Here is a 19,027-nt window from a genome sequence, read left to right as displayed (position 1 = left end):
GCCTCTAGGCTATCCCAACTGGTAATGGATGCGACGCCGTGCCATACGGCCACGTAATCTCGATCTCATGCGTGTATTGGTCGTCGACAACTACGACAGCTTCGTATTCAACCTGGTGCAGTACCTCGGCCAGCTTGGCGTAGAGGCGGTTGTGTGGCGCAACGACGACCCGCAACTGGCCGACCTCGACGCCGTTGTGGCCGAATACGACGGCATTCTGATCAGCCCCGGCCCCGGCACCCCTGATCGCGCGGGCGCGAGTATCGACCTGGTCCGGGCGTGCGCACGGCAGCTCACGCCGTTGCTCGGCGTGTGCCTCGGCCACCAGGCGATCGGGGAGGCATTCGGCGCCACGGTCACCCGCGCGCCGGAGCTGCTGCACGGAAAAACCAGTTCGGTATTCCACATCGGTAGCGGGGTGCTTGCCGGACTGTCGGACCCGTTCACCGCGACGCGATACCACTCCCTCACCGTTCTCGAGGAGACCCTGCCGGACGATATCGAGGTAATCGGTCGCACCGAGAGCGGCATCGTGATGGCCATGCGGCACCGCACGCTGCCGATCCACGGCGTGCAGTTCCACCCCGAATCGGTGCTGACGCAGGGCGGGCATCGGATGCTGGCGAACTGGCTGGAAGTCTGCGGCGAGCGTCCGTCCGAGGGCCTGGTGGAGATGCTCGAAGCGGAGGTCGCGGCGTTGGTGACCCAGTGAATCGTCCTTACGTCCTGCTCTCGGTCGCGGTCAGCGTCGATGGCTACATCGATGACGCGGGACCCGATCGGTTGCGGCTGTCCGACGAGGCCGACTTCGATCGGGTCGATCAGGTGCGCGCGGAATCCGACGCCATTCTGATCGGCGCCCAAACGCTGCGCCGTGACAACCCGCGGCTGCTGGTCAACAACCCGGAACGGCGGGCGGAAAGGATTGCCGCGGCGGGCAAGCCGGAGTATCCACTGAAGGTCACGGTTACCGCGTCCGGGGACCTCGACGCCGATCTGAAGTTCTGGCACCACGGCGGGGACAAGCTCGTCTACACCACCGAGGCCGGCGCGGCGCGGCTCGGCGACCGGTTGCTCGGCCTCGCCGAGGTCGTCGTCCTCGGCGTCGAGATCGACCTCGGCGCCCTGCTCGATGATCTCGGTCGCCGCGGTATCGGCCGCCTCATGGTGGAGGGCGGCACCCGCATCCACACCGAATTCCTGGCCGCCGACCTCGCGGACGAGCTGCACATGGCCATCGCGCCGATTCTCGTCGGCGAAAGGGCCGCACCCCGCTTCCTCGATCCGGCCGACTACCCGGGCCGACATCGGCGGCGCATGCACCTGGCCGATATCACCCGAATCGGCGACATCGCCCTGCTCATCTATCTCCCTAAGGCGACCGCCGACACCACATCGGGCAGCTGATGGCCGAGGCCGACGGCGCGCACCGGGACGAGCACCGATTCATGCACAGGGCAATCGAACTGGCGAGCATGTGCCCGCCGAGCGAAACCGCCTTCTCGGTCGGTGCGGTCATCGTGGTCGACGGTGCCGAAATCTCGAACGGGTACTCCAGGGAGACCGACGAGAAGGTGCACGCCGAGGAGTCCGCGCTCGACAAGCTCGACGCGGACGATCCCCGGCTGGCAAGGGCGACGATCTACAGCACCCTCGAGCCGTGTTCACAGCGCGCGACCCCGACGCGGCCGCCGTGTACCGACAGAATCCTGGCGGCCGGGATTCCCCGCGTCGTCATCGCCTGGCGGGAACCGGCGACCTTCGTCACCAACTGTGTCGGCGTGGAGAAACTGCGGCAGCACGGCGTCGAGGTGCTCGAGCTACCCGATCTGGCCGATGCGGCCATGTCGATGAATCGGCATCTGAATCTGCGGTAGCGCAGCAGACCTAGGGCCTTCCGTACACCGCTGTCACGAATTCGCCGAGCTGGTTGTCGTCGAGGTGCCGGGCCAGGTCGGCCTCGCTGATCATCCCGATGAGGCGCTTGCGGTCGATGACCGGCATCCGCTTGATCCGGTGGCTTTCCATCTCGTCGAGGACCTCGTCGATATCGGCGTCGGCGTCGACCCAGCGCGGCGTCGATTCGCACAGTTCTGCGGCACGGGTGCCGGCAGGGGACCTGCCCTGGGCGATGCACTTCACCACGATGTCGCGATCGGTGATGATCCCGCACATCCGGTCGTTCTCATCCGCGATAACAAGGGACCCGACACCCAGTTCGGCCATAACCCTTGCGGCTTTGCCCACGGTCTCTTCCTTGGAAATCCACTCGGCCCCCGGCTTCATGATGTCCCTGGCAGTGGTCATGTGGCTACCTCCTCGTATGCAGCGTGCTTGCGGATTGCGCAGCTGATGGGATGAAGCAGCCTAATTCTCGCCCGGACAACACCGACCGGTCGGTGTTTTCGGGTTATCCGGGCGAGCTCGTTATCAGGGCGGCCCGAGAACTCCGGTGCTGATGGAGACCGTGCCGGTCTTCGCGATCGAGGAACCCGCTGCGGGCTGCTGGCCGAGGATCCGGCCGACACTGCCCGTGTCGAAGGTGCCCTGTGTCGTCTGACTGATCTGGCTCGCGGTGCCCGTCCAACCGGCCTGGCGCAGCTTGTCCAGCGCCGCGGAGGGGGTTAGGCCGATCAGCGCAGGCATGGTGATCTGGTCGCCGGTGGAGATCTGCACGATCACCACGGAACCTTTCTCGGCGGTGGTGCCACCGGCCGGGCTTGTCGAGATCACCTCGCCCTTCGGCTTCGCTGACGGCGTGTCCTGGACGGAGATCTTGAAGCCCGAGGAGCCCTCCAGGTTCGGCTGCGCGACGCTGATGTCCTGACCGACAACGTTCGGCACCCGGATCTGCTCGGGGCCGGTGCCGATGGTGACGATGATGGCCTTGTCCACGTCGACGCGTGATCCCGCCGACGGGTCCTGCGCGGTCACCTTGTCGATTTCCTCGGCGCTGGAGGCCTTGCGGATCACATTCGGATCCATCCGCAGGCCCTTGGAATTCAGTTCCTGCTCGGCCTGCTGCTGGGTCAGTTTGTACAGCATCGGCACCTGCACCTGGGCGGGGCCGGTGGAGACCTGAAGGGTGATGGTGCTGCCCTCGTCGACCCTGGAACCGCCGAGCGGCTGCGTGGAGATGATATTGCCGGTGGCGACCTTGTTGTCCGACTTCTGCTGGACGGCGACCGTGAAGCCGAGCTTCAGCAGTGCCTCCTGGGCCTGCTGCTGCGATTTGTTCGAAAGATCGGGCACCGCAATCTGATCCGGCTTACTTCCCGGCCCGATCAGCACCCAGAAAAGGGCGAAGGCCACCGCGACCGCGGCAGCCGCGCCGACCGCGATGTAGATATTGCGGCGCGGGTTCACCGGCTCCGCGGGTTCCTGCTCGGCGGTGTCGTCGTTGCGCTCGACGGTGCGGAAGGTGCGTGGCGCCGGTTCATTCGCGCCGAGGATCGTGGTGCGGTCCTCGTCGGTCATCACCATCGGCGCGCTCGGCTTCTGCCCACCGAGCACCCGGATCAGATCCCCGCGCATCTCGGCGGCGGTCTGGTACCGGTTGGCCGGGTTCTTGCTCATCGCCTTGAGCACAACGGAATCCAGCTCGCGGGGCACCCCGGCATGCACGTGGGAGGGCAGCCGCGGATCTTCCCGCACGTGCTGGTAGGCCACCGCGACCGGCGAGTCGCCGGTGAAAGGGGGTTCACCGGTGAGGATCTCGAACAGCACGCAGCCAACGGAGTAGACATCGGAACGAGCGTCGACGGACTCACCGCGCGCCTGCTCCGGCGAAAGGTATTGCGCGGTACCGATGACCGCCGCGGTCTGTGTCATCGGGTTGGCGGCGTCGGCGATCGCGCGTGCGATGCCGAAGTCCATCACCTTCACCGCGCCGGCCCGGTTGATCATGATGTTGGCCGGCTTCATGTCCCGGTGCACGATCCCGGCCTTGTGACTGAAATCCAGTGCGGCACAAACGTCGGCGACGACCTCCATGGCCCGGCGCGGCGGCATCGGCCCCTTGCCGCGCACGATGTCGCGCAGCGTGTCGCCGTCGACGTACTCCATCACGATGTACGGAAGCGGGCCGCCGTCCACCTCGGCCTCGCCGGTGTCGTACACCGCGACGATCGCGGGATGGTTCAGCGCGGCCGCGTTCTGCGCTTCGCGCTTGAAGCGCAGATAGAAGGTGGGGTCGCGGGCGAGGTCCGCGCGCAGCACCTTGATCGCCACATCGCGGCTCAGTCGTAAATCGCGGGCCTTGTGCACCTCGGACATGCCGCCGAACCCGATGATCTCGCCAAGCTCATAGCGCGACGAGAGGTTCTTCGGGGTCGTCATGGTTGTCCTTGCGGAAGAGGGTTGGCGCCGGGGGTGACCGAGGGGCCTCGGGCACCGGGACCATCCGGAAACGGTGGGTTGAGCGTCGGGAATCGCGACCTGGTTGTGGTGGTCGGCGCCGTGGTCTTCGCTGGTTTCGTGGTGCTCGGCGCTGTCGTGCTCGGCGCGGGCGTTGTCGTCGGCGGCTCCGATGTTGTCGTCGGCGCTTCCGTCGTCGTCGGCACCGTGGTCGCCGCCTCCGTCGGCGGTGGCGGCGCGGGCTTCGGTGTCGTGGTGACCGGTGGCGGCGGTGGCGGTAGCGGCACGGTGGTCGGCACCACGGTGGTGGTCACCGGTTTCACCGTGTCCGGGTTGGTATCGCCACCGAACAGCAGGTAGATCACCACGCCGCCGAGCAGCAGCGCACCAAGACCGAGTCCGCCCAGCCACTTCTGCGTCGAGGTGAACCGTTGATCGTTACCCGGCGGCATCGCCGCCGGGCCTGCGGCGGTCGAACTCAGCACGGTCGCGGGGGCGGACGCCGCCGCCACACCCATGGGCTGGCCAGGGGTGTTGTACCGAACCGCAGGGCCGTCGTCGTAGCTGTGTTTCCCGGACGGCAGCATCACCGTCGGGCCCGGCGGCAGCACCCTTGTCGCGCCGGCGGTGAGCGGACCCGCACCGGATCCGGTACCACTCGGCGGGGGTGGCCTGCGGCCCGCGCGGACCGCGGCGACAGCGTCGGCGAACTCGCCGCCGCGCGCATAACGGCGCCCCGGTTCCTTCTCCATCGTGATCTCGATGAGTTCGCGCACGTTGGCGGGCAGATCCGCGGGCATGGGCGGCGGGGTCTCGCGCACATGCTTCATGGCGACGGTGATCGCGCCGTCGCCGCTGAAAGGCCGCTGCCCGGCCAGCACTTCGTAGCCGACCACGCCGAGGGCGTACACGTCACTTGCGGCGGTGGCATCCTCGCCGACCGCCTGCTCGGGCGCGATGTACTGCGCCGTGCCCATCACCATGCCGGTCTTGGTCACCGGGGAGGCGTCGACCGCCTTGGCGATACCGAAGTCGGTGATTTTCACCTGACCGGTCGGCGTCACCAGGATGTTGCCCGGTTTCACGTCGCGGTGCACGACACCCGACTGGTGGGCAACCTCCAGTGCGCGGCCGGTCTGCTCCAGCATGTCCAGACTCTGGACCACCGAAAGCCTGCCGAGCCGGTTGAGCACCGTGTTGAGCGGTTCGCCCTGGACCAGTTCCATCACCAGGTAGGCGGTCTCGCCGCCACTCGGGTCGAGGGTCTCGCCGTAGTCGTAGATTCCGGCGATACCAGGATGATTCAGCTGGGCGGTGGTCTTCGCCTCGGTGCGGAATCGGTGCCGAAAGGTGGGGTCGGTGGAGAACTCCGACTTGAGCACCTTGACGGCCACCCTGCGATCCAGGCGCGTGTCGAGCGCGTCCCAGACCTGACCCATTCCGCCTGTCGCAATCAGGCGTTGCAGTCGGTACCGGTCGGCGATCATCGCGCCGTTGTTCAGCATCGGGGCCCCCGTACATTCACTCGCACGTTCATATCCTTCAGCTGCCTCGCAGCCCGGCGTCGAGCACCGCACGCGCGATTGGCGCGGCCACCGAACCACCGGTAGCGGCCAGCGCTCGATCTCCGCCGTTCTCCACGATCACCGCGATGGCGATTTTCGGGTTCTGCGCAGGAGCGAAGGCGATGTACCAGGCGTGCGGTGGGGTGTTGCGCGGGTTGCTTCCGTGCTCGGCGGTGCCGGTCTTGGAAGCGATCTGGAAACGAGACCGGCCACCTCCCGCGGTGTTCTGCTCGGAGGCCACCATCAGGTTGGTCAGCGTCGACGCTACCTGGGCGCTGACGGCTTGGCCCACCGAGACGGGCTTGGGCTTGGACAGTTCACTCAGATCCGGTCCTTGTAGCTGTTCGATCAGCTGTGGTTCCATCCGGACGCCGCCATTGGCGATGGTTGCCGCGATGACCGCGTTGTCCAAGGGGGTCAACGCGACGTCGCGCTGGCCGATGCTGCTCTGGCCGAGTGCCGCGTTGTCGGAAATGTTCCCGACGGTGCTCTCGGCGACCGGGATCGGGATGCCGCGATGTGCGCCGATACCGAAGGCCGCCGCCTCGTCCTTGAGATTCGCGGCACCGACCTTTATGCCGAGTTCGGCGAACGCGGTGTTGCAGGACAACCGGAATGCGTCATACAGCGACGCCGTCGGGCCGCCGCCGCAGGTGGAGCCGTTGTAGTTCTCCAGCGTCGTGGTGGTTCCCGGCAGGGTGATGTTGGGCGCCGCGGTGAATTGGTCCTCCGGGGCAGCCGTGCCGTTGGCAAGTGCGGCCGCGGTGACGACCACCTTGAAGGTGGAGCCAGGCGGGTAGGTCTGCGAGACAGCGCGATTGAGCATCGGCTGACGTGGGTCGGTGCTCAGCATCTCCCATTCCTTGGTGCCACTGGCACCGTCGTGCCCGGACAGCAGGTTGGGATCGTAGCTCGGTGTGGAGACCATCGTGAGAACTTTGCCGCTGCTCGGCTCGATTGCCACCACCGAACCGGTGTAGCCCTTGCTGGTCAGCTCGTCGTAGGCGACCTGCTGCATTGTCGGGTCCAGTGTGGTGAGGACGTTGCCACCGCGCGGATCGCGACCGGAGATCATGTCGATCAGGCGGCGGCCGAAGAGCTGGCTGTCGGAACCGTTGAGCACCGAGTCCTCGGCGCGTTCCAGGCCGTTGCTGCCGTACTGCATCGAGTAGAAGCCGGTGACCGGCGAGTACGCCTCGGGGGCTACCGGGTAGGTGCGCAGGTACTTGTAGCGGTCATCAGTGGCGACCGAATTGGCGAGCACTGTGCCGCGCGCCGAGATCTGCCCGCGCTGGCGGGCGTACTCATCGAGCAGCACGCGCGAATTGCGCGGGTCGCTCCGATAGTCATCGGCCTTGATCACCTGCACGTAGGTGGCATTGACCAATAGCGCGACGATCATCAACATCACCGCCACCGCGACCCGCCGTAGGGGTGTGTTCATTCCTGGGGCCTCGATTCCGATGGGCCCGCTTCGGGCGCCTTGCGCAGCAGTTCCGTCGGCGCTTCCGCGATCGGCGCGGGCTCCTTCTTGCGGATCGGTGCGGGGGCGCGCGCGGCGTCGGAAATCTTGATCAGCAACGCGAGCAGTGCGTAGTTGGCCAGCAGCGACGAGCCGCCGTAGGACATGAACGGGGTGGTGAGACCAGTCAGCGGAATGAGTTTGGTGACGCCACCCACGACGACGAACAGCTGGATCGCGATGGTGAACGACAGCCCGGCGGCGAGCAGCTTGCCGAAGCTGTCGCGTACCGCGAGTGCGGTGCGCAGCCCGCGCACGATGAACACCAGGAACAGCAGCAGCACCGCCGCGAGCCCGATCAGGCCGAGTTCCTCACCGATGGTGGTGATGATGAAGTCGGTCTTGGCGAAGGGCACCTGTGAGGGCCGCCCGCTACCGAGACCGGTGCCCGCCAGTCCGCCGGTCGCGAGTCCGAACAGCGATTGCGAGATCTGGTAGCCGGTGTTGCTGTAATCCGCGAACGGATGCAGCCAGGTCTGCGTGCGCACTCGCACGTGGCTGAACGACTGATAGGCGAAGAAGAATCCCACCGTGAGCAAGCCGCCGCCGATGACGAGCCAGCCGACCCGCTCGGTGGCGATGTAGAGCATCACCAGCACCGTGCTGAAGATCAACAGCGAGGTGCCGAGGTCCTTTTCGAAGACGAGCACACCGATGCAGACGATCCAGACCGCAAGGATCGGACCGAGATCGCGTCGGCGCGGGAACTCCATGCCGAGGAAATGCCGCCCCGCCGCGGTGAACAGATCGCGCTTGGCCACCAGCACCGAGGCGAAAAAGATGATGAGCAGGATCTTGGCGAATTCGCCCGGCTGCACACTGAAGCCTGGCAATCTGATCCAGATCTTGGAGCCGTTCGTCTCCGAGTATGCCCCGGGCAGCAAAGCCGGAATCGCCAGCGCGACAAGGCCCATCAAGCCTAGGGTGTAGCTGTAACGCGCCAGTGTGCGGTAATCGCGCAGCACGATCAGCAGCACGACGAACACCACCATCCCGAGGCCGGTCCACATGATCTGCTGGTTGGCGTCGGGGGAAGGGATCGCCGAGGAGTTGTATTCGGCGGTCTGTGCGTCGGCGAGATCGAGCCGATGGATCAATACCAATCCGATGCCGTTGAGTAGGGCGACGATCGGTAGCAGTAGTGGGTCGGCGAACGGCGCGAAACGGCGCACCGCAAGATGCGCGACCGCGAACAGCGCGAAGAAAGCCAACCCGTATTTGGCGATGTCCCAGGTGACCGACTGCTCCTGACTGGCCTCGACCAGAAACAGGGACGCGGTTGTGATGACTACGGCACCCGCCAGCAGTAGCAATTCCGCGTTGCGGCGGGTGGACGGTGGCGGCGCGGGTGCAAAGCCGCCGGGGGGGCTGGGAAAAGCCCCAGCGGACGGCGGCGCCGGTGCGGACATCAGTCCGTCACCCGGCAGGTCTCCCCCGCGATCTGGGGGTTCGGCGTCGTTGTCGACGTCGGCGCTGTCGGCTCCGACTTGGTCGGCGTCCTGACGTCGGTACCCCTGGTTTCACCCGGATTAGGTTCGGTACCCGCGGGCGGCGGCGGGTTCTCGGCGGGGGGCGTCGGCGGACTGCCGGTCAACGACGGCGCCGGCGCCACTGGAGGCACGACCCCGGGCTGCGGGGCCGGCTCGCGAGCCACGCACGGCGGCAGCAACTCGTCCTGGGCGAGAACCTTCATCTGGTCCTTGGCCTTGTCGAGCGAGGTCGGCGGCAGGCCCCTGTCCACCTGAGTCTGCCCGGTGGACTTGAGATCGACCGCCTTCAGCACCCGGCACCCGGCGGGCAGATCCCGGCCGGGCTGTTCCAGGGTGAGCTCACCGGAGGCCTTGACGCAGCCGACCAGATCGACCTCGTGGATCGAATAGCCCAGCACCGAACCGGGTAGTCCGCGCAGGATCACCACTTCGCCGTTGTCGGCGGCGACGTAGTAGTTGCTGCGAATCATCTTGTAGCCGACGAGTAGTCCGACGAAGACGGCCACCACAAGGGCGACCGCGAGCACGATCCAGCGCATCTTGTGCGATTTGCCCTTGGCAGGCGGCTCCGGTGTCGCCGCGGCCCGCCGTGGCGCCGCGCGGGGCGGACGCATGGCGGCGGCGCGGCCCGCTGCGGTGTTCGGCGGCGGCGTGTCCTCGTCCTGACCAGAGGCGGCGCCGGCCACGATGGGATGGCTTTGCCCGTAGTCGAGGTCGATGACGTCGGCGACGACGACCGTGACGTTGTCCGGTCCACCGCTGCGCAGAGCGAGTTCGATGAGCCTGTCGGCGCATTCGTCCTGCGTGCCCTCGCGCATGGTGTTCGCGATCGTCTCGTCGCTGACCACGTCGGATAGGCCGTCGGAGCACAGCAGATAGCGATCACCGGCGCGGGCCTCACGCATGATCAGCGTCGGCTCGATCTCGTTGCCGGTAAGGGCACGCATGATCAATGAGCGCTGCGGATGTGTGTGTGCCTGCTCCGGGGTGATCCGACCCTCGTCGACCAGTGATTGGACGAACGTGTCGTCCCTGGTGATCTGGGCCAGCTCGCCGCCGCGCAACATGTAGGCGCGCGAGTCGCCGATATGGACGAGGCCGAGTTTCTTACCCGCGAACAGGATTGCGGTGAGCGTGGTGCCCATGCCATCGAGTTCGGGCTCTTCCTCGACGTGGTCGGCGATCGCGGCATTGCCCTCATGGGTCGCCGCATCGAGCTTGCCGAGCAGATCGTCGCCGGGCTCGTCGTCGTCGAGGTGCGCCAAGGCGGCGATCATCAACTGGGAGGCCACCTCGCCTGCGGCATGGCCACCCATGCCGTCGGCGAGCGCGAGTAGGCGTGCGCCCGCATAGACGGAATCTTCGTTGTTACCCCGGACAAGACCGCGGTCGCTACGTGCTGCGTAGCGGAGAACAAGTGTCACGATCGCAGCTCGATCACTGTTTTGCCGACACGGACAGGAGTGCCGAGTGGAACTCGGACTGCGGTGGTGACTTTCGCGCGATCGAGGTAGGTGCCGTTCGTCGAGCCCAGGTCTTCGACATACCAGTCGTCACCGCGCGGGGACAGCCGTGCATGTCTTGTCGAGGCGTAGTCATCGGTGAGTACCAGCGTGGAGTCGTCAGCCCGTCCGATCAGCACCGGCTGGGTGCTGAGCGAGATACGGGTGCCGGCGAGTGAACCTTGAGTCACCACAAGATATTTGGCGCCCTTCTGGCTTCGGCTGAACGAAGGCAGCACCGCGGAGCCGCGTGCGGCCCTTGGCTGGATTCGTATGCCGGATGCCGCGTAGATGTCGCTGCGCAAGGTCCGCAGTACCGCCCACACGAACAGCCACAGCAGTAGCAGGAACCCCGCACGGGTCAATTGCAGGATTAATCCCTGCACGGCGTTCCACCTCCTGTTCGACCGTGTACGTCGGTGCCGTTAGGTGCTGGAGCGCCCCCACCGGCCTGCTGGTCTTGCCGGCCCCGGATCTGGTGCCGCGCGTGTGTTGGCAGCATCATAGGGCCGTCAGCCGATTCCGATCACGATACGACAGCAGAATCCTGATGGCCTGTCGTGACCTGCATCGCGAACTTACAGGATCAGACGATACGGATCAGGATCTCGGAATGCCCGGCACGGATGACATCTCCGTCGGCGAGCTGCCAATCCTGCACGGGGGAGCCGTTGACGAGCGTGCCGTTGGTGGATCCCAGATCCGAGAGCATCGCGGTCGCGCCGTCCCAGCGGACCTCGATATGCCTGCGAGAGACGCCGGTGTCAGGCAGCCGGAAGTGGGCGTCCTGGCCGCGGCCGATGATGTTGCTGCCCTCGCGGAGCTGGTAGGTGCGGCCGCTGCCGTCGTCGAGCTGAAGAGTTGCCGAGTAGCCCGAACCGGCCTGTGGGGCACCCCCGTACGCGGGTGCCGCGTAACCGGGTTGCGCCGCATAGCCGGGTTGTTGCGAGTAGGCCTGGCCGTAGCCGCCTTGCTCGTCGGGAGCGGCGTAACCCGGCTCCGCGTACCCGGGCTCTGCGTAACCCTGCTCACCGTAGGCAGGCTGCTGGCCATAGCCCTGCTGCTGTTGCCCGTAACCCGGTTCGGCATAGCCTTGCTCGCCGTAGCCCGGCTGGCCGTACCCGGGCTCGCCGTAGCTTTGCTGGCCGTACCCGGGCTGGCCGTAGCCGGGCTCCTGGTAGCCCTGCTGCCCGTAGTCGGGTTCGGCGTAGCCACCACCCTGCTGGGCGCCGTAGCCACCGCGGTCCGCGGCGTAGCCGGGCTGGCCGTAACCGGGCTCCTGGTAGCCGGGCTGGCTCTGTTGGCCGTAGCCGCTCTGGCCACCCTGCTGGTAGTCGTAGCCGTTCTGGTAGTCGCTGTACCCCTGCTGGGAGTCCGGCGCCGGGTAGTCGGAGCCGGCCGGATACGGCGCGCCGCCACGGCCGTAGTCCTCGCGGTACGCACCGTTTTGGGGACCGCCCCGCCCGGCGGGTGGTGGTGCGTACCCGCGGTTGCGTGGATCGGACTCCGCGGGCTCACGGCTTGGGTCGTAGCCTGAGTTCTGCGTCATGGGGCCAGCTCCTGGTTGCGGGTTTGCAGGTCGTTGTGGCGTTGGCTCAGGGCCTCGAGCTGGTGTGGCTCGACGACCGACGTCGGGATCGACCCGGCCGCTCGCCCTGAACTGTCCGGTGTGCAGCGTAGGTGATGCCTCGAACGCCACGTGTACTTCGCCGTAGGTCTGCCAGCCTTGTTCGCGGATGTAGTCCTGCAGGTGTTTGGCGAACGCGCGGGTCGTGAGGTCGTGATCCGCGACGAGTTGCTCGTGATCGGACGAGTTGATCGTGATCACAAAATTGTTGGCCGCCAACTGATGGCCGCCGCCCAGATCCTGGACGTGATCGGCGGCTTCGCGTTGCAGCGCCGCCTCGACCTCCTGCGGCACAACGCTGCCACCGAACGCCCTGGCGAACACGTCATCGACGGCGCCCTGCAGGCGACGCTCGAACCGTGAAACGATGCCCATCTCGGCCTCCTTTCGGCGAGCGTCTTGTTCTGATTGATAACAACGACACGCAGGCATGGCGTGTCGAGTGTCGACCACGTTCATTGCATGATATCCACGATCGTCCACACCTGTAACTCCTGGAAATCCCGGCGGGTTCCCACAGCGGCCTGGCCTGGGCACAAATGCCGCCCGGAGCCGATTTCGTGTCCCCCATATTTGCGTGATACTGTCTCCCAGTCGCTCGGGCGAGTGGCGGAATGGCAGACGCGCTGGCTTCAGGTGCCAGTGTCCTTCGGGACGTGGGGGTTCAAGTCCCCCTTCGCCCACAAGTGTAGTGCATGAAAGCCGCAGGTCAGAGAGTGTTTCCTCTGGGTTGCGGCTTTCTTCGTCAACAGGATTTGTTGACCGGGATGTTGACGCGGATGTGTGTTGACGTGTCTCAGTGTTGACCGGGAGTGCCACTGTTCTCCCTGGATAGTGCTCCCCTTCGGTTTGCGTGCGTGGTTCCCATGTGTGGCAGTGATTTCGGTGCGCGCTACCGGTGTGGTCGGGTCGTGGGGTGAAGGGGGATTACGGTGTGGGGTGAAGGGGGTTCGGAAGCACTCCCGCCCCCCATGCGCGAGCGGAGCAGGTCTCCGTCGTGTTGTTGCCGGGTGTCGTGCTGTGTTCGGGGGCTGCGGGGGCTGATCTGTGCGTAGGTGTACGGGCGTGGCCCCAGCATGTTTGGCCGATGGTGAATTCAGCTATGACTAGGCGTTTTGTACGTAGACGTGTTGAAGAGGAGGAACGAGAAGCGCGGGTTGCGTGTTGCTCTGGTTGCGAGCAGGGAACCGGTCCTCCGGGCGTAATGCCTCGACAGTCCGTCTGGTCCTTGGTGTAGCTACGGCAGCCGGGGGCTGCTTCGTATCTGGGGAGGGTTTCAGTGCGGGGAGATCTTTTCCGACCGGTGTTCTTCAGTCGTCCAGGAAGTTGGCAACCTGGTTAGCGAAGGCTTCGGCGTGCTGGAACAAGAAGGCATGACCGGCGTCACCATATCCGAGCAGTGTGGCGTTGCGGGTGTGTTCGGCGGCGGTGTAGGACACCATGGCCGGTGTCATGATGTCGTGGAGGCCGGTGGCATACAGGACGGGTTGGGCGAGGTTGTCCAGGTCCGCTCGTACTTGTTCGAACGGGAGTGCCACGTTGTGTCCGATCGCGGTGATCTGGCCCTTGCCCGCTGCCTCGGAAACGCCGGGTCCGCCGGTCGCCACACGGGTTTCGATCCTGGCGAGATATTCGTGTCCGGCGGTGCGGCCGGTGTCGGTTTCGGGGAAGAACAGATACACCAGGTCCTCGCCGGTGACCTCTGGTTTGGTCATGGTGGCGAACACCTTCTCATGCGGGGCGGGCGCGCCGGGTGTTTGACCGCCGGGGTTGCTCGAGGCCAGGACCAGACGGCGGACCAGGTCGGGGCGTCGTAGTGCGACCCGGTGGGCGATGGTGCCGCCCAGGGTCCAGCCGAGTAGGTCGACCTGGTTCAGGCCGAGTGCTTCGATGAATTCGATGGCGCCGTCGGCGAATCCGTCGACGGATTCGCGGGGTTTACCGGTGGTGTAGCCGACGCCGATGTCGTCGAACACGATGACGTCGTGGTCGGTGGCCAGGTAGTCCAGCAACTGCGGGTCCCACCAGTCGATGGTTGCGCGGACCCGGTTGAGCAGGACCAGTGGGGTGCCGCCGCGGGGGCCGATGCGCCGGTAGGTGAATCGGGCGGATGCAGCGTCCACGGTGAGGTTTTGGGCGGTGTCTGACAGATAGGTGCTCATGGTGAGCGTCGCTTTCTGTTGTGGTGGGGTCAGGCGGGGAGGCGGTTGAGTTTGCGGAGTTGTCGGTCGAACAGACGGGTGGGCACGAGGCGGCGCATGGTCGCGACCTGAGCGGTCCGGCCGACGGGGTAGCGCAGCTTCGGCTTGGTGTCGGTGGCCGCGGAGACGATCGCCTTGGCGACAAGGGTAGGATCGTCGCCGGTCTCGACCGCGTCGGCCATGTATTCCTCGAAGACCTGCCGGTGGGTGGCGTATACGTCCAGGGGCTGGTCGGGCCGCACACTGTTGGCGTCGAAAGCGGTATTGGTCCAGGCGGGTTCGATGAGCAGCGCGCGGACGCCGTATTCGCGGATCTCGTGGTCGAGGGATTCGGTGTAGCCCTCGACGGCGTACTTGGAGGCGGCGTAGACGGCCATGTAGGGCTGGGGCATGATGCCGACGACCGAGGAGATGTTGATGATGCGTCCGCTGCCTTGGGCGCGCAGGTGTGGCAGGACCGCGTTGGTCATTCGGATGACACCGAAGACGTTGATATCGAAGATGTTTCGCGCCTGCTCGGCTGAGCTTTCCTCGGCTGCGCCGGCCGAGCCGATGCCCGCGTTGTTGACCAGGACGTCGATGCGGCCGAAGCGAGAGATCACGCCCGCGACGAGTGCGGTGACCGACTCGTCGCTGGTGACATCGAGGTCGAGCAGGGTGACTCCGTCGGGCGGGGTCAGATTCGCGGTGCGGCGGCCGGTTCCGATCACTTGGAAACCTGCCGCGACCAGTTCCAGAGCGGCTACTTTTCCGATACCGGAGGATGCGCCGGTGACGAGGGCGACGGGGCGAGATGTGCTCATGGTGAGCTCCTCACTGTAGGGGTTTGCTTGTGCTGTAACGAGATTCGTGCGCCGCCGGGAGGAGGGTCAGCTATTGACGACGGCTTGGGGGTAGAGGACCGAGGGGTCGGCGGCGAGCCCGGCTTTGACCTGACGAGTCAGGTCATCGGCCAATACTTCGAGCGCGTCGGCCTCGATACCGTCGAGGGCTTGGGTCGCGACGCTTTGTGGGGAGGTTTTAGGGGCGTCGATTCTCGCGGTCAGATCGGTGTCGACGTAGCCGACATGTAGTCCGGTGACGTTGATACCGCGCGGTCGCAGAGCCAGGCGCAGGGCGTTGGTTTGTGACCACAGGGCTGCCTTGGACGCGGCGTAGGCGTCGGTGCCCGGGACCGCGATCCAGGACAACGCTGAATGAATGGTCAGGATGTGGCCGCCGCCGTTGCTTTCCAGGATCGGGGCCAGAGCGCGGGTGACATGCAGTGATCCGAAGAAGTTGATGTCGAACTCGCGGCGGATCTCGGAGATCGGCGAGTCGAGGAATGAGGAGCCCAGTGCGGTCCCGGCGTTGTTGATCAGGATCGTCACGTCCGGTGCTTGCTCGGCAAGTGCCGCTGCGGCGTCGGGGTCGGTGAGTTCCAGGGTGAGTGGGATCGCGTCGGGGTGGGTGATGGTGTGCGGGTCGCGGGCGGTGGCGTAGACCTTGGCGGCGCCGCGTGCGTAGAGCTGGTCCACGAGCTCCTTGCCGATGCCGCGGCTGCCGCCGGTGACGAGTGCTACCGATCCCTTGATGCTGGTCATAAGCTGAACTCCCTAATTGGAAACCGATCTGTTTCCTCCACATAAACAGATCGGTTTCCAAAATGCAAGGGCCTAGGTACTCTGAGATTTATGACCCACCCGACACCACTGGCGGCACCTGTCGCTTCCACCCGCGACCGGTTGCTCGACGCCGCCGCGAAGCTGTTCCAGGAGCAGGGCGTGCACATCGGCGTCGATGCGTTGTGCAAAGCCGCCGGTGTGTCCAAGCGCTCGATGTATCAACTGTTCAACAGCAAAGACGAGCTGGTGGCCGCGAGCTTGGAACGTATCGCTCCGGACTATCAGGCCGCCCTGCTACCTGCCGAGGGCGTCGGGTCGCCGCGTGAGCGAATCCTGCATGTTTTCGAACGGTTGGAATACCTGGAACCGGTCCAAGACTTTCGGGGCTGCCCCTATGTCGCGGCGGCGGTGCAACTCAAATCGCCCGAGCATCCCGCCAGCCTGGTCGCTCGCCGACAGAAGGACGGTCTGACCTCGTTCTTCCAACACGAGGCCGAACGCGGTGGTGCACCCGATCCCGGCCTGCTCGCCCGGCAGCTGACCCTCGTTTTCGACGGAGCCAGTGCTCGATCGGTTGTCCAAGCCCATGACCTCGACGGCCTCGCCGTCGCCACCGCCACCACACTCCTCGATGTCGCAGGCGTCGATAATTCCTTGCCGGACAACGGTATTGGTCAAGACACGACCGTCGCAGACACTCCTGCGCGGTAGCGAGCTGTGTAGAAACGTGGTGATGGACCGGCTCGAAGGTTAGCGGCCGAGCCCGTACACGTCTGCGCCACAGGGGATGGATCGAAATGCAGCGGGTGTATCAGCAAGCGGCCGTGTGTTTTCGGTGAGGGTGTCTGGGTATCCGGTGCTGGCCGGGAGGTGGGTGGATGACTGTTGAGCGGGTGTCGGGCCCGATGGAGCTTCGATGGAGGTCTTGGCGTGGTGCGCTGTGGCGCACGATCGGCGCGGTTTGGTCGGACAAGCTCACGGATTGGGCCGCGGCGCTGACCTATTACAGTGTGCTGTCGCTTTTTCCGGGGCTGATGCTGCTCACTGCGGTTCTCGGCATGCTTGGCTCCAGCTCGACGGATTCGCTGATCGACACCGTTGGGCAGCTCGGACCTGGTAGTGGTACAGCACTTTTGGTCGATGCGATCAAGAATCTGCAGGGTGCGCGTTCGCTGTCGGGGCCCTTGGCGGTAGCCGGATTGGCCGTCGCGGTGTGGACGGCCTCCGCCTACCTCGGCGCGTTCATTCGCGCCGCGAACTCGATCTACGAGATCGATGAGGGCCGTGCGATGTGGAAGACGTTGCTATTACGGCTGGGAATGACCGTCGTGATGCTGGTCGTTGTCGCGGCATGCACGGTGGGGGTGGTCGTTACCGGATCGGTGGCTCGCGAGGTCGGCGGGTGGCTCGGTGTCGGCTCGGCGGGTGTCCGCGTGTGGGATGTGCTCAAGTGGCCCGTGTTGGCTGTGCTGGTGAGTTTGGTGTGTGCGCTGCTCTATTGGGCCGCACCGAATGTTCGGCACCCTGGGTTCCGTTGGCTGACACCAGGAAGTGTGCTCGCGGTAATTCTCTGGGCCATTGCCTCAGCCGGATTCGCGGTCTATGTCGCGAATTTCGGTTCCTTCAACAAGGTTTATGGTTCATTGGCCGCTGCGGTGGTCTTCCTGGTGTGGGTGTGGATCACCAACCTCGCTGTGCTGATGGGAGCGGCGTTCGATGCCGAACTAGCGCGTGGGCGCGGCATCGAGCAAGGACAGTCACCGGATGCCACGCCGTTCCTACCGGCGCGCGAAGAACCCGAACCAGGAGGTGCCGCCGCGTGACGAATATCGTTCACGGCGTGTTCGCGTTCCGCTTTGGGGTCCCGGTAGTAACGGCGCAAAAACAACGGATATGGCGTATTGCCGAGGCGGCGCTTATCGGACTGGGAGTCGATCGACTTACGCCCGAGGAACGCGCCGAGATCCAGGCATACGCGTTCAACGGGTTCGAGTAGGTCAATCAAGCCCTGTGGGACCTGATCCAGATGACGCCCACACTCGCGCGGCGAATCGACAAGATCCGGTCAGGCATCGCGAGATACCCCCTCCCGATGAGGGTCCGCGTCAGTCGTGAAGCCGAAGCGCAGCACTTCGGCATAGTCGACGAGGCATCGGCGCACGCCCTGATTGAGTCCACACGGTCCGGGGGTGCACATCGGCGGCTGCTCGGGTGTGACTGCGGAATCCACCGAAATGCCGATGACTGTGGCCTCCAACGGGCCCGTACGGCCCCGCTCATCGTCGCCGGGGTTGGCTTCCTGGAAGCCCTGCACGAGCACTCGGACAGGGCCCATTCCGGCGGGATCTAATGCGTGGCGATCACGTCCTTCGCGATGGCTATGTAACGTCACCGTCGCGTCTTCACTCGATAATCCCTTCAGCTCGTTCCATGCGGTCCATTTCGCTTTGCCGGTAAAATCGAACCTGCCTGGTGGGCCAGTGGCATTATCGCCGACCGTTGCCTGCTTGAAGTGCGCGTACAGCTTGAGCAGGGCGTCGTTGTCCGGCTTCTCCGACACATTCTTGACATCCTCTGCGGCCTGCCTGAACTCCGCGTTATCGAGCCCGGTAGCCATGCTTTGTCTCCCTTGCGTGGTCCGCTAGTGCATATCGAGTCGATGGACACGATCATGCTGGCACAACCGGGGATGATGTCATCGGCGTTCGGATCTTTGGTGCTGGCCGCGCACGGCCCGGACAGTCAGCTCACCTACCTCGGCGGCCGAACGACGACGCTGACCAGCGGCTACGCGAACTTCGTTGTTTTCTGCGCCGTTACTACCGGAACCCGTCTGGCTGCGTCGCAGGCAGACTCACCTGTACAGCCCGGCGGCCGGGGATCGCTCAGCCCGCAGAGGGGTTTGCGGGCGGGCGGTCGTCGAGGGCGTGCTGCAGGTCGGTGTTGATGCGTTCGGCCTCGACGAGCTGGTCCTCGAGGATCACGATGCGGCACGCCGCGTCGAGGGGGTCACCGGCGTCGACGAGCTCACGTACGCGCCCTGCGATACGCAGCTGGTAGCGGGAGTAGCGGCGGTGCCCGCCGGCCGATCGCTGCGGGGTCAACAGTTCGGCGGCGTCGAGAGCGCGCAGGAACGCTTGGGTGACGCCGAGGATTTCCG

Annotated in this window: 19 protein-coding genes, 1 tRNA gene and 1 pseudogene; 7 read left to right on the top strand and 14 right to left on the bottom strand. The window is 65.5% G+C overall.

All coding sequences use genetic code 11. From position 1 onward, the window contains the following. Nucleotides 1-67: 67 nt before the first annotated feature. Genes ACLMAJ_RS26090 through ACLMAJ_RS26080 form a run of 3 tightly spaced genes read left to right on the top strand, consistent with a single transcriptional unit; the run spans nucleotide 68 to nucleotide 1,877 of the window. The gene (locus ACLMAJ_RS26090) at nucleotides 68-712 is read left to right on the top strand and encodes an aminodeoxychorismate/anthranilate synthase component II (protein ID WP_412016473.1); all 645 of its coding nucleotides are present in this window, start codon (nucleotides 68-70) and stop codon (nucleotides 710-712) included. Next, entirely contained in the window at nucleotides 709-1,407 is a 699-nt protein-coding gene (locus ACLMAJ_RS26085; RefSeq protein WP_412016472.1) for a RibD family protein, read from the top strand. Before ACLMAJ_RS26090 ends, ACLMAJ_RS26085 begins: the two co-directional genes overlap by 4 nt. After that, entirely contained in the window at nucleotides 1,407-1,877 is a 471-nt protein-coding gene (locus ACLMAJ_RS26080; RefSeq protein ID WP_412016471.1) for a cytidine/deoxycytidylate deaminase family protein, read from the top strand. The genes ACLMAJ_RS26085 and ACLMAJ_RS26080 overlap by 1 nt, the downstream gene beginning before the upstream one ends. A 10-nt stretch (nucleotides 1,878-1,887) precedes the next feature. On the opposite strand, the gene ACLMAJ_RS26075 is transcribed toward ACLMAJ_RS26080, so the two are convergent. The 9 genes and pseudogenes from ACLMAJ_RS26075 to ACLMAJ_RS38055 form a co-directional block, all read right to left on the bottom strand. Then, nucleotides 1,888-2,307, bottom strand: a complete 420-nt coding sequence (locus ACLMAJ_RS26075) for a CBS domain-containing protein (RefSeq protein WP_412016470.1) — start codon at nucleotides 2,305-2,307, stop codon at nucleotides 1,888-1,890. A 123-nt stretch (nucleotides 2,308-2,430) separates the two neighbouring features. Next, nucleotides 2,431-4,338, bottom strand: a complete 1,908-nt coding sequence (gene pknB / locus ACLMAJ_RS26070) for a Stk1 family PASTA domain-containing Ser/Thr kinase (RefSeq protein WP_412016469.1) — start codon at nucleotides 4,336-4,338, stop codon at nucleotides 2,431-2,433. After that, on the bottom strand, nucleotides 4,335-5,861 hold the full coding sequence (locus tag ACLMAJ_RS26065; protein WP_412016468.1) for a protein kinase domain-containing protein: 1,527 nt from the start codon (nucleotides 5,859-5,861) through the stop codon (nucleotides 4,335-4,337). The genes pknB and ACLMAJ_RS26065 overlap by 4 nt, the downstream gene beginning before the upstream one ends. Before the next feature lie 37 nt (nucleotides 5,862-5,898). Next, a complete protein-coding gene (locus ACLMAJ_RS26060; protein ID WP_412016467.1) occupies nucleotides 5,899-7,365 on the bottom strand; it encodes a peptidoglycan D,D-transpeptidase FtsI family protein in 1,467 nt (488 codons plus the stop codon). Continuing rightward, nucleotides 7,362-8,852, bottom strand: a complete 1,491-nt coding sequence (locus tag ACLMAJ_RS26055) for an FtsW/RodA/SpoVE family cell cycle protein (RefSeq protein ID WP_412016466.1) — start codon at nucleotides 8,850-8,852, stop codon at nucleotides 7,362-7,364. The genes ACLMAJ_RS26060 and ACLMAJ_RS26055 overlap by 4 nt, the downstream gene beginning before the upstream one ends. After that, complete coding sequence (locus ACLMAJ_RS26050; protein ID WP_412016465.1) at nucleotides 8,852-10,357, bottom strand: PP2C family protein-serine/threonine phosphatase; 1,506 nt, start codon at nucleotides 10,355-10,357, stop codon at nucleotides 8,852-8,854. Before ACLMAJ_RS26050 ends, ACLMAJ_RS26055 begins: the two co-directional genes overlap by 1 nt. Then, a complete protein-coding gene (locus ACLMAJ_RS26045; protein ID WP_412016464.1) occupies nucleotides 10,354-10,821 on the bottom strand; it encodes an FHA domain-containing protein FhaB/FipA in 468 nt (155 codons plus the stop codon). Before ACLMAJ_RS26045 ends, ACLMAJ_RS26050 begins: the two co-directional genes overlap by 4 nt. Before the next feature lie 200 nt (nucleotides 10,822-11,021). Then, nucleotides 11,022-11,984 carry an FHA domain-containing protein gene (locus tag ACLMAJ_RS26040; RefSeq protein ID WP_412016663.1) on the bottom strand — a complete coding sequence of 321 codons (963 nt, stop codon included), beginning with the start codon at nucleotides 11,982-11,984 and terminating at the stop codon, nucleotides 11,022-11,024. A gap of 162 nt (nucleotides 11,985-12,146) precedes the next feature. Beyond that, nucleotides 12,147-12,437 (bottom strand): annotated as a pseudogene (locus ACLMAJ_RS38055) (DUF3662 domain-containing protein); the annotation flags it as partial. A gap of 225 nt (nucleotides 12,438-12,662) precedes the next feature. Between ACLMAJ_RS38055 and ACLMAJ_RS26030 the strand changes: the two are divergent. Beyond that, nucleotides 12,663-12,745: transfer RNA gene (locus tag ACLMAJ_RS26030), tRNA-Leu, on the top strand. Between the two features lie 627 nt (nucleotides 12,746-13,372). Here the strand turns inward: ACLMAJ_RS26030 and ACLMAJ_RS26025 are convergent. The 3 genes from ACLMAJ_RS26025 to ACLMAJ_RS26015 all read right to left on the bottom strand — a co-directional run bounded on the left by ACLMAJ_RS26025 (nucleotide 13,373) and on the right by ACLMAJ_RS26015 (nucleotide 15,846). Next, nucleotides 13,373-14,224, bottom strand: coding sequence for an alpha/beta fold hydrolase (locus ACLMAJ_RS26025; RefSeq protein WP_412016463.1), 852 nt, complete (start codon nucleotides 14,222-14,224; stop codon nucleotides 13,373-13,375). Between the two features lie 29 nt (nucleotides 14,225-14,253). Next, nucleotides 14,254-15,066, bottom strand: a complete 813-nt coding sequence (locus ACLMAJ_RS26020; protein ID WP_412016462.1) for an oxidoreductase — start codon at nucleotides 15,064-15,066, stop codon at nucleotides 14,254-14,256. Nucleotides 15,067-15,132: 66 nt separating this feature from the next. Then, entirely contained in the window at nucleotides 15,133-15,846 is a 714-nt protein-coding gene (locus ACLMAJ_RS26015; protein WP_412016461.1) for an SDR family oxidoreductase, read from the bottom strand. A 90-nt stretch (nucleotides 15,847-15,936) separates the two neighbouring features. Here ACLMAJ_RS26015 and ACLMAJ_RS26010 point away from each other — a divergent pair, with 90 nt between their 5' ends. The 3 genes from ACLMAJ_RS26010 (at nucleotide 15,937) to ACLMAJ_RS26000 (ending at nucleotide 17,863) form a co-directional block, all read left to right on the top strand. Continuing rightward, nucleotides 15,937-16,578 carry a TetR/AcrR family transcriptional regulator gene (locus ACLMAJ_RS26010; protein ID WP_412016460.1) on the top strand — a complete coding sequence of 214 codons (642 nt, stop codon included), beginning with the start codon at nucleotides 15,937-15,939 and terminating at the stop codon, nucleotides 16,576-16,578. A gap of 167 nt (nucleotides 16,579-16,745) precedes the next feature. Continuing rightward, nucleotides 16,746-17,690, top strand: coding sequence for a YihY/virulence factor BrkB family protein (locus ACLMAJ_RS26005; RefSeq protein WP_412016459.1), 945 nt, complete (start codon nucleotides 16,746-16,748; stop codon nucleotides 17,688-17,690). Further along, on the top strand, nucleotides 17,687-17,863 hold the full coding sequence (locus ACLMAJ_RS26000) for a hypothetical protein (protein ID WP_412016458.1): 177 nt from the start codon (nucleotides 17,687-17,689) through the stop codon (nucleotides 17,861-17,863). Before ACLMAJ_RS26005 ends, ACLMAJ_RS26000 begins: the two co-directional genes overlap by 4 nt. 69 nt (nucleotides 17,864-17,932) lie before the next feature. On the opposite strand, the gene ACLMAJ_RS25995 is transcribed toward ACLMAJ_RS26000, so the two are convergent. Together ACLMAJ_RS25995 and ACLMAJ_RS25990 are read right to left on the bottom strand one after the other, a co-directional pair. Beyond that, nucleotides 17,933-18,484, bottom strand: a complete 552-nt coding sequence (locus tag ACLMAJ_RS25995; protein WP_412016457.1) for an acyl-CoA-binding domain-containing protein — start codon at nucleotides 18,482-18,484, stop codon at nucleotides 17,933-17,935. Between the two features lie 268 nt (nucleotides 18,485-18,752). Next, a partial coding sequence (locus tag ACLMAJ_RS25990) for a helix-turn-helix domain-containing protein (protein ID WP_412016456.1) occupies nucleotides 18,753-19,027 on the bottom strand: 275 nt, incomplete at its 5' end.

It is taken from the genome of Nocardia arseniciresistens (assembly GCF_046764875.1).
GTDB lineage: Bacteria > Actinomycetota > Actinomycetes > Mycobacteriales > Mycobacteriaceae > Nocardia > Nocardia arseniciresistens.
Note: the sequence above shows the minus strand (reverse complement) of the source record. Positions and strands in the feature narration are given on the sequence as shown.

Bases quoted from the DNA above. Each gene is read 5' to 3' on its own strand.
- ACLMAJ_RS26090 (WP_412016473.1), top strand. From the start codon at position 68: ATGCGTGTATTGGTCGTCGACAACTACGACAGCTTCGTATTCAACCTG.
- ACLMAJ_RS26080 (WP_412016471.1), top strand. From the start codon at position 1,407: ATGGCCGAGGCCGACGGCGCGCACCGGGACGAGCACCGATTCATGCAC.
- ACLMAJ_RS26075 (WP_412016470.1), bottom strand. From the start codon at position 2,307: ATGACCACTGCCAGGGACATCATGAAGCCGGGGGCCGAGTGGATTTCC.
- pknB (WP_412016469.1), bottom strand. From the start codon at position 4,338: ATGACGACCCCGAAGAACCTCTCGTCGCGCTATGAGCTTGGCGAGATC.
- ACLMAJ_RS26065 (WP_412016468.1), bottom strand. From the start codon at position 5,861: ATGCTGAACAACGGCGCGATGATCGCCGACCGGTACCGACTGCAACGC.
- ACLMAJ_RS26060 (WP_412016467.1), bottom strand. From the start codon at position 7,365: ATGAACACACCCCTACGGCGGGTCGCGGTGGCGGTGATGTTGATGATC.
- ACLMAJ_RS26055 (WP_412016466.1), bottom strand. From the start codon at position 8,852: ATGTCCGCACCGGCGCCGCCGTCCGCTGGGGCTTTTCCCAGCCCCCCC.
- ACLMAJ_RS26040 (WP_412016663.1), bottom strand. From the start codon at position 11,984: ATGACGCAGAACTCAGGCTACGACCCAAGCCGTGAGCCCGCGGAGTCC.
- ACLMAJ_RS26025 (WP_412016463.1), bottom strand. From the start codon at position 14,224: ATGAGCACCTATCTGTCAGACACCGCCCAAAACCTCACCGTGGACGCT.
- ACLMAJ_RS26020 (WP_412016462.1), bottom strand. From the start codon at position 15,066: ATGAGCACATCTCGCCCCGTCGCCCTCGTCACCGGCGCATCCTCCGGT.
- ACLMAJ_RS26015 (WP_412016461.1), bottom strand. From the start codon at position 15,846: ATGACCAGCATCAAGGGATCGGTAGCACTCGTCACCGGCGGCAGCCGC.
- ACLMAJ_RS26010 (WP_412016460.1), top strand. From the start codon at position 15,937: ATGACCCACCCGACACCACTGGCGGCACCTGTCGCTTCCACCCGCGAC.
- ACLMAJ_RS26005 (WP_412016459.1), top strand. From the start codon at position 16,746: ATGACTGTTGAGCGGGTGTCGGGCCCGATGGAGCTTCGATGGAGGTCT.
- ACLMAJ_RS25995 (WP_412016457.1), bottom strand. From the start codon at position 18,484: ATGGCTACCGGGCTCGATAACGCGGAGTTCAGGCAGGCCGCAGAGGAT.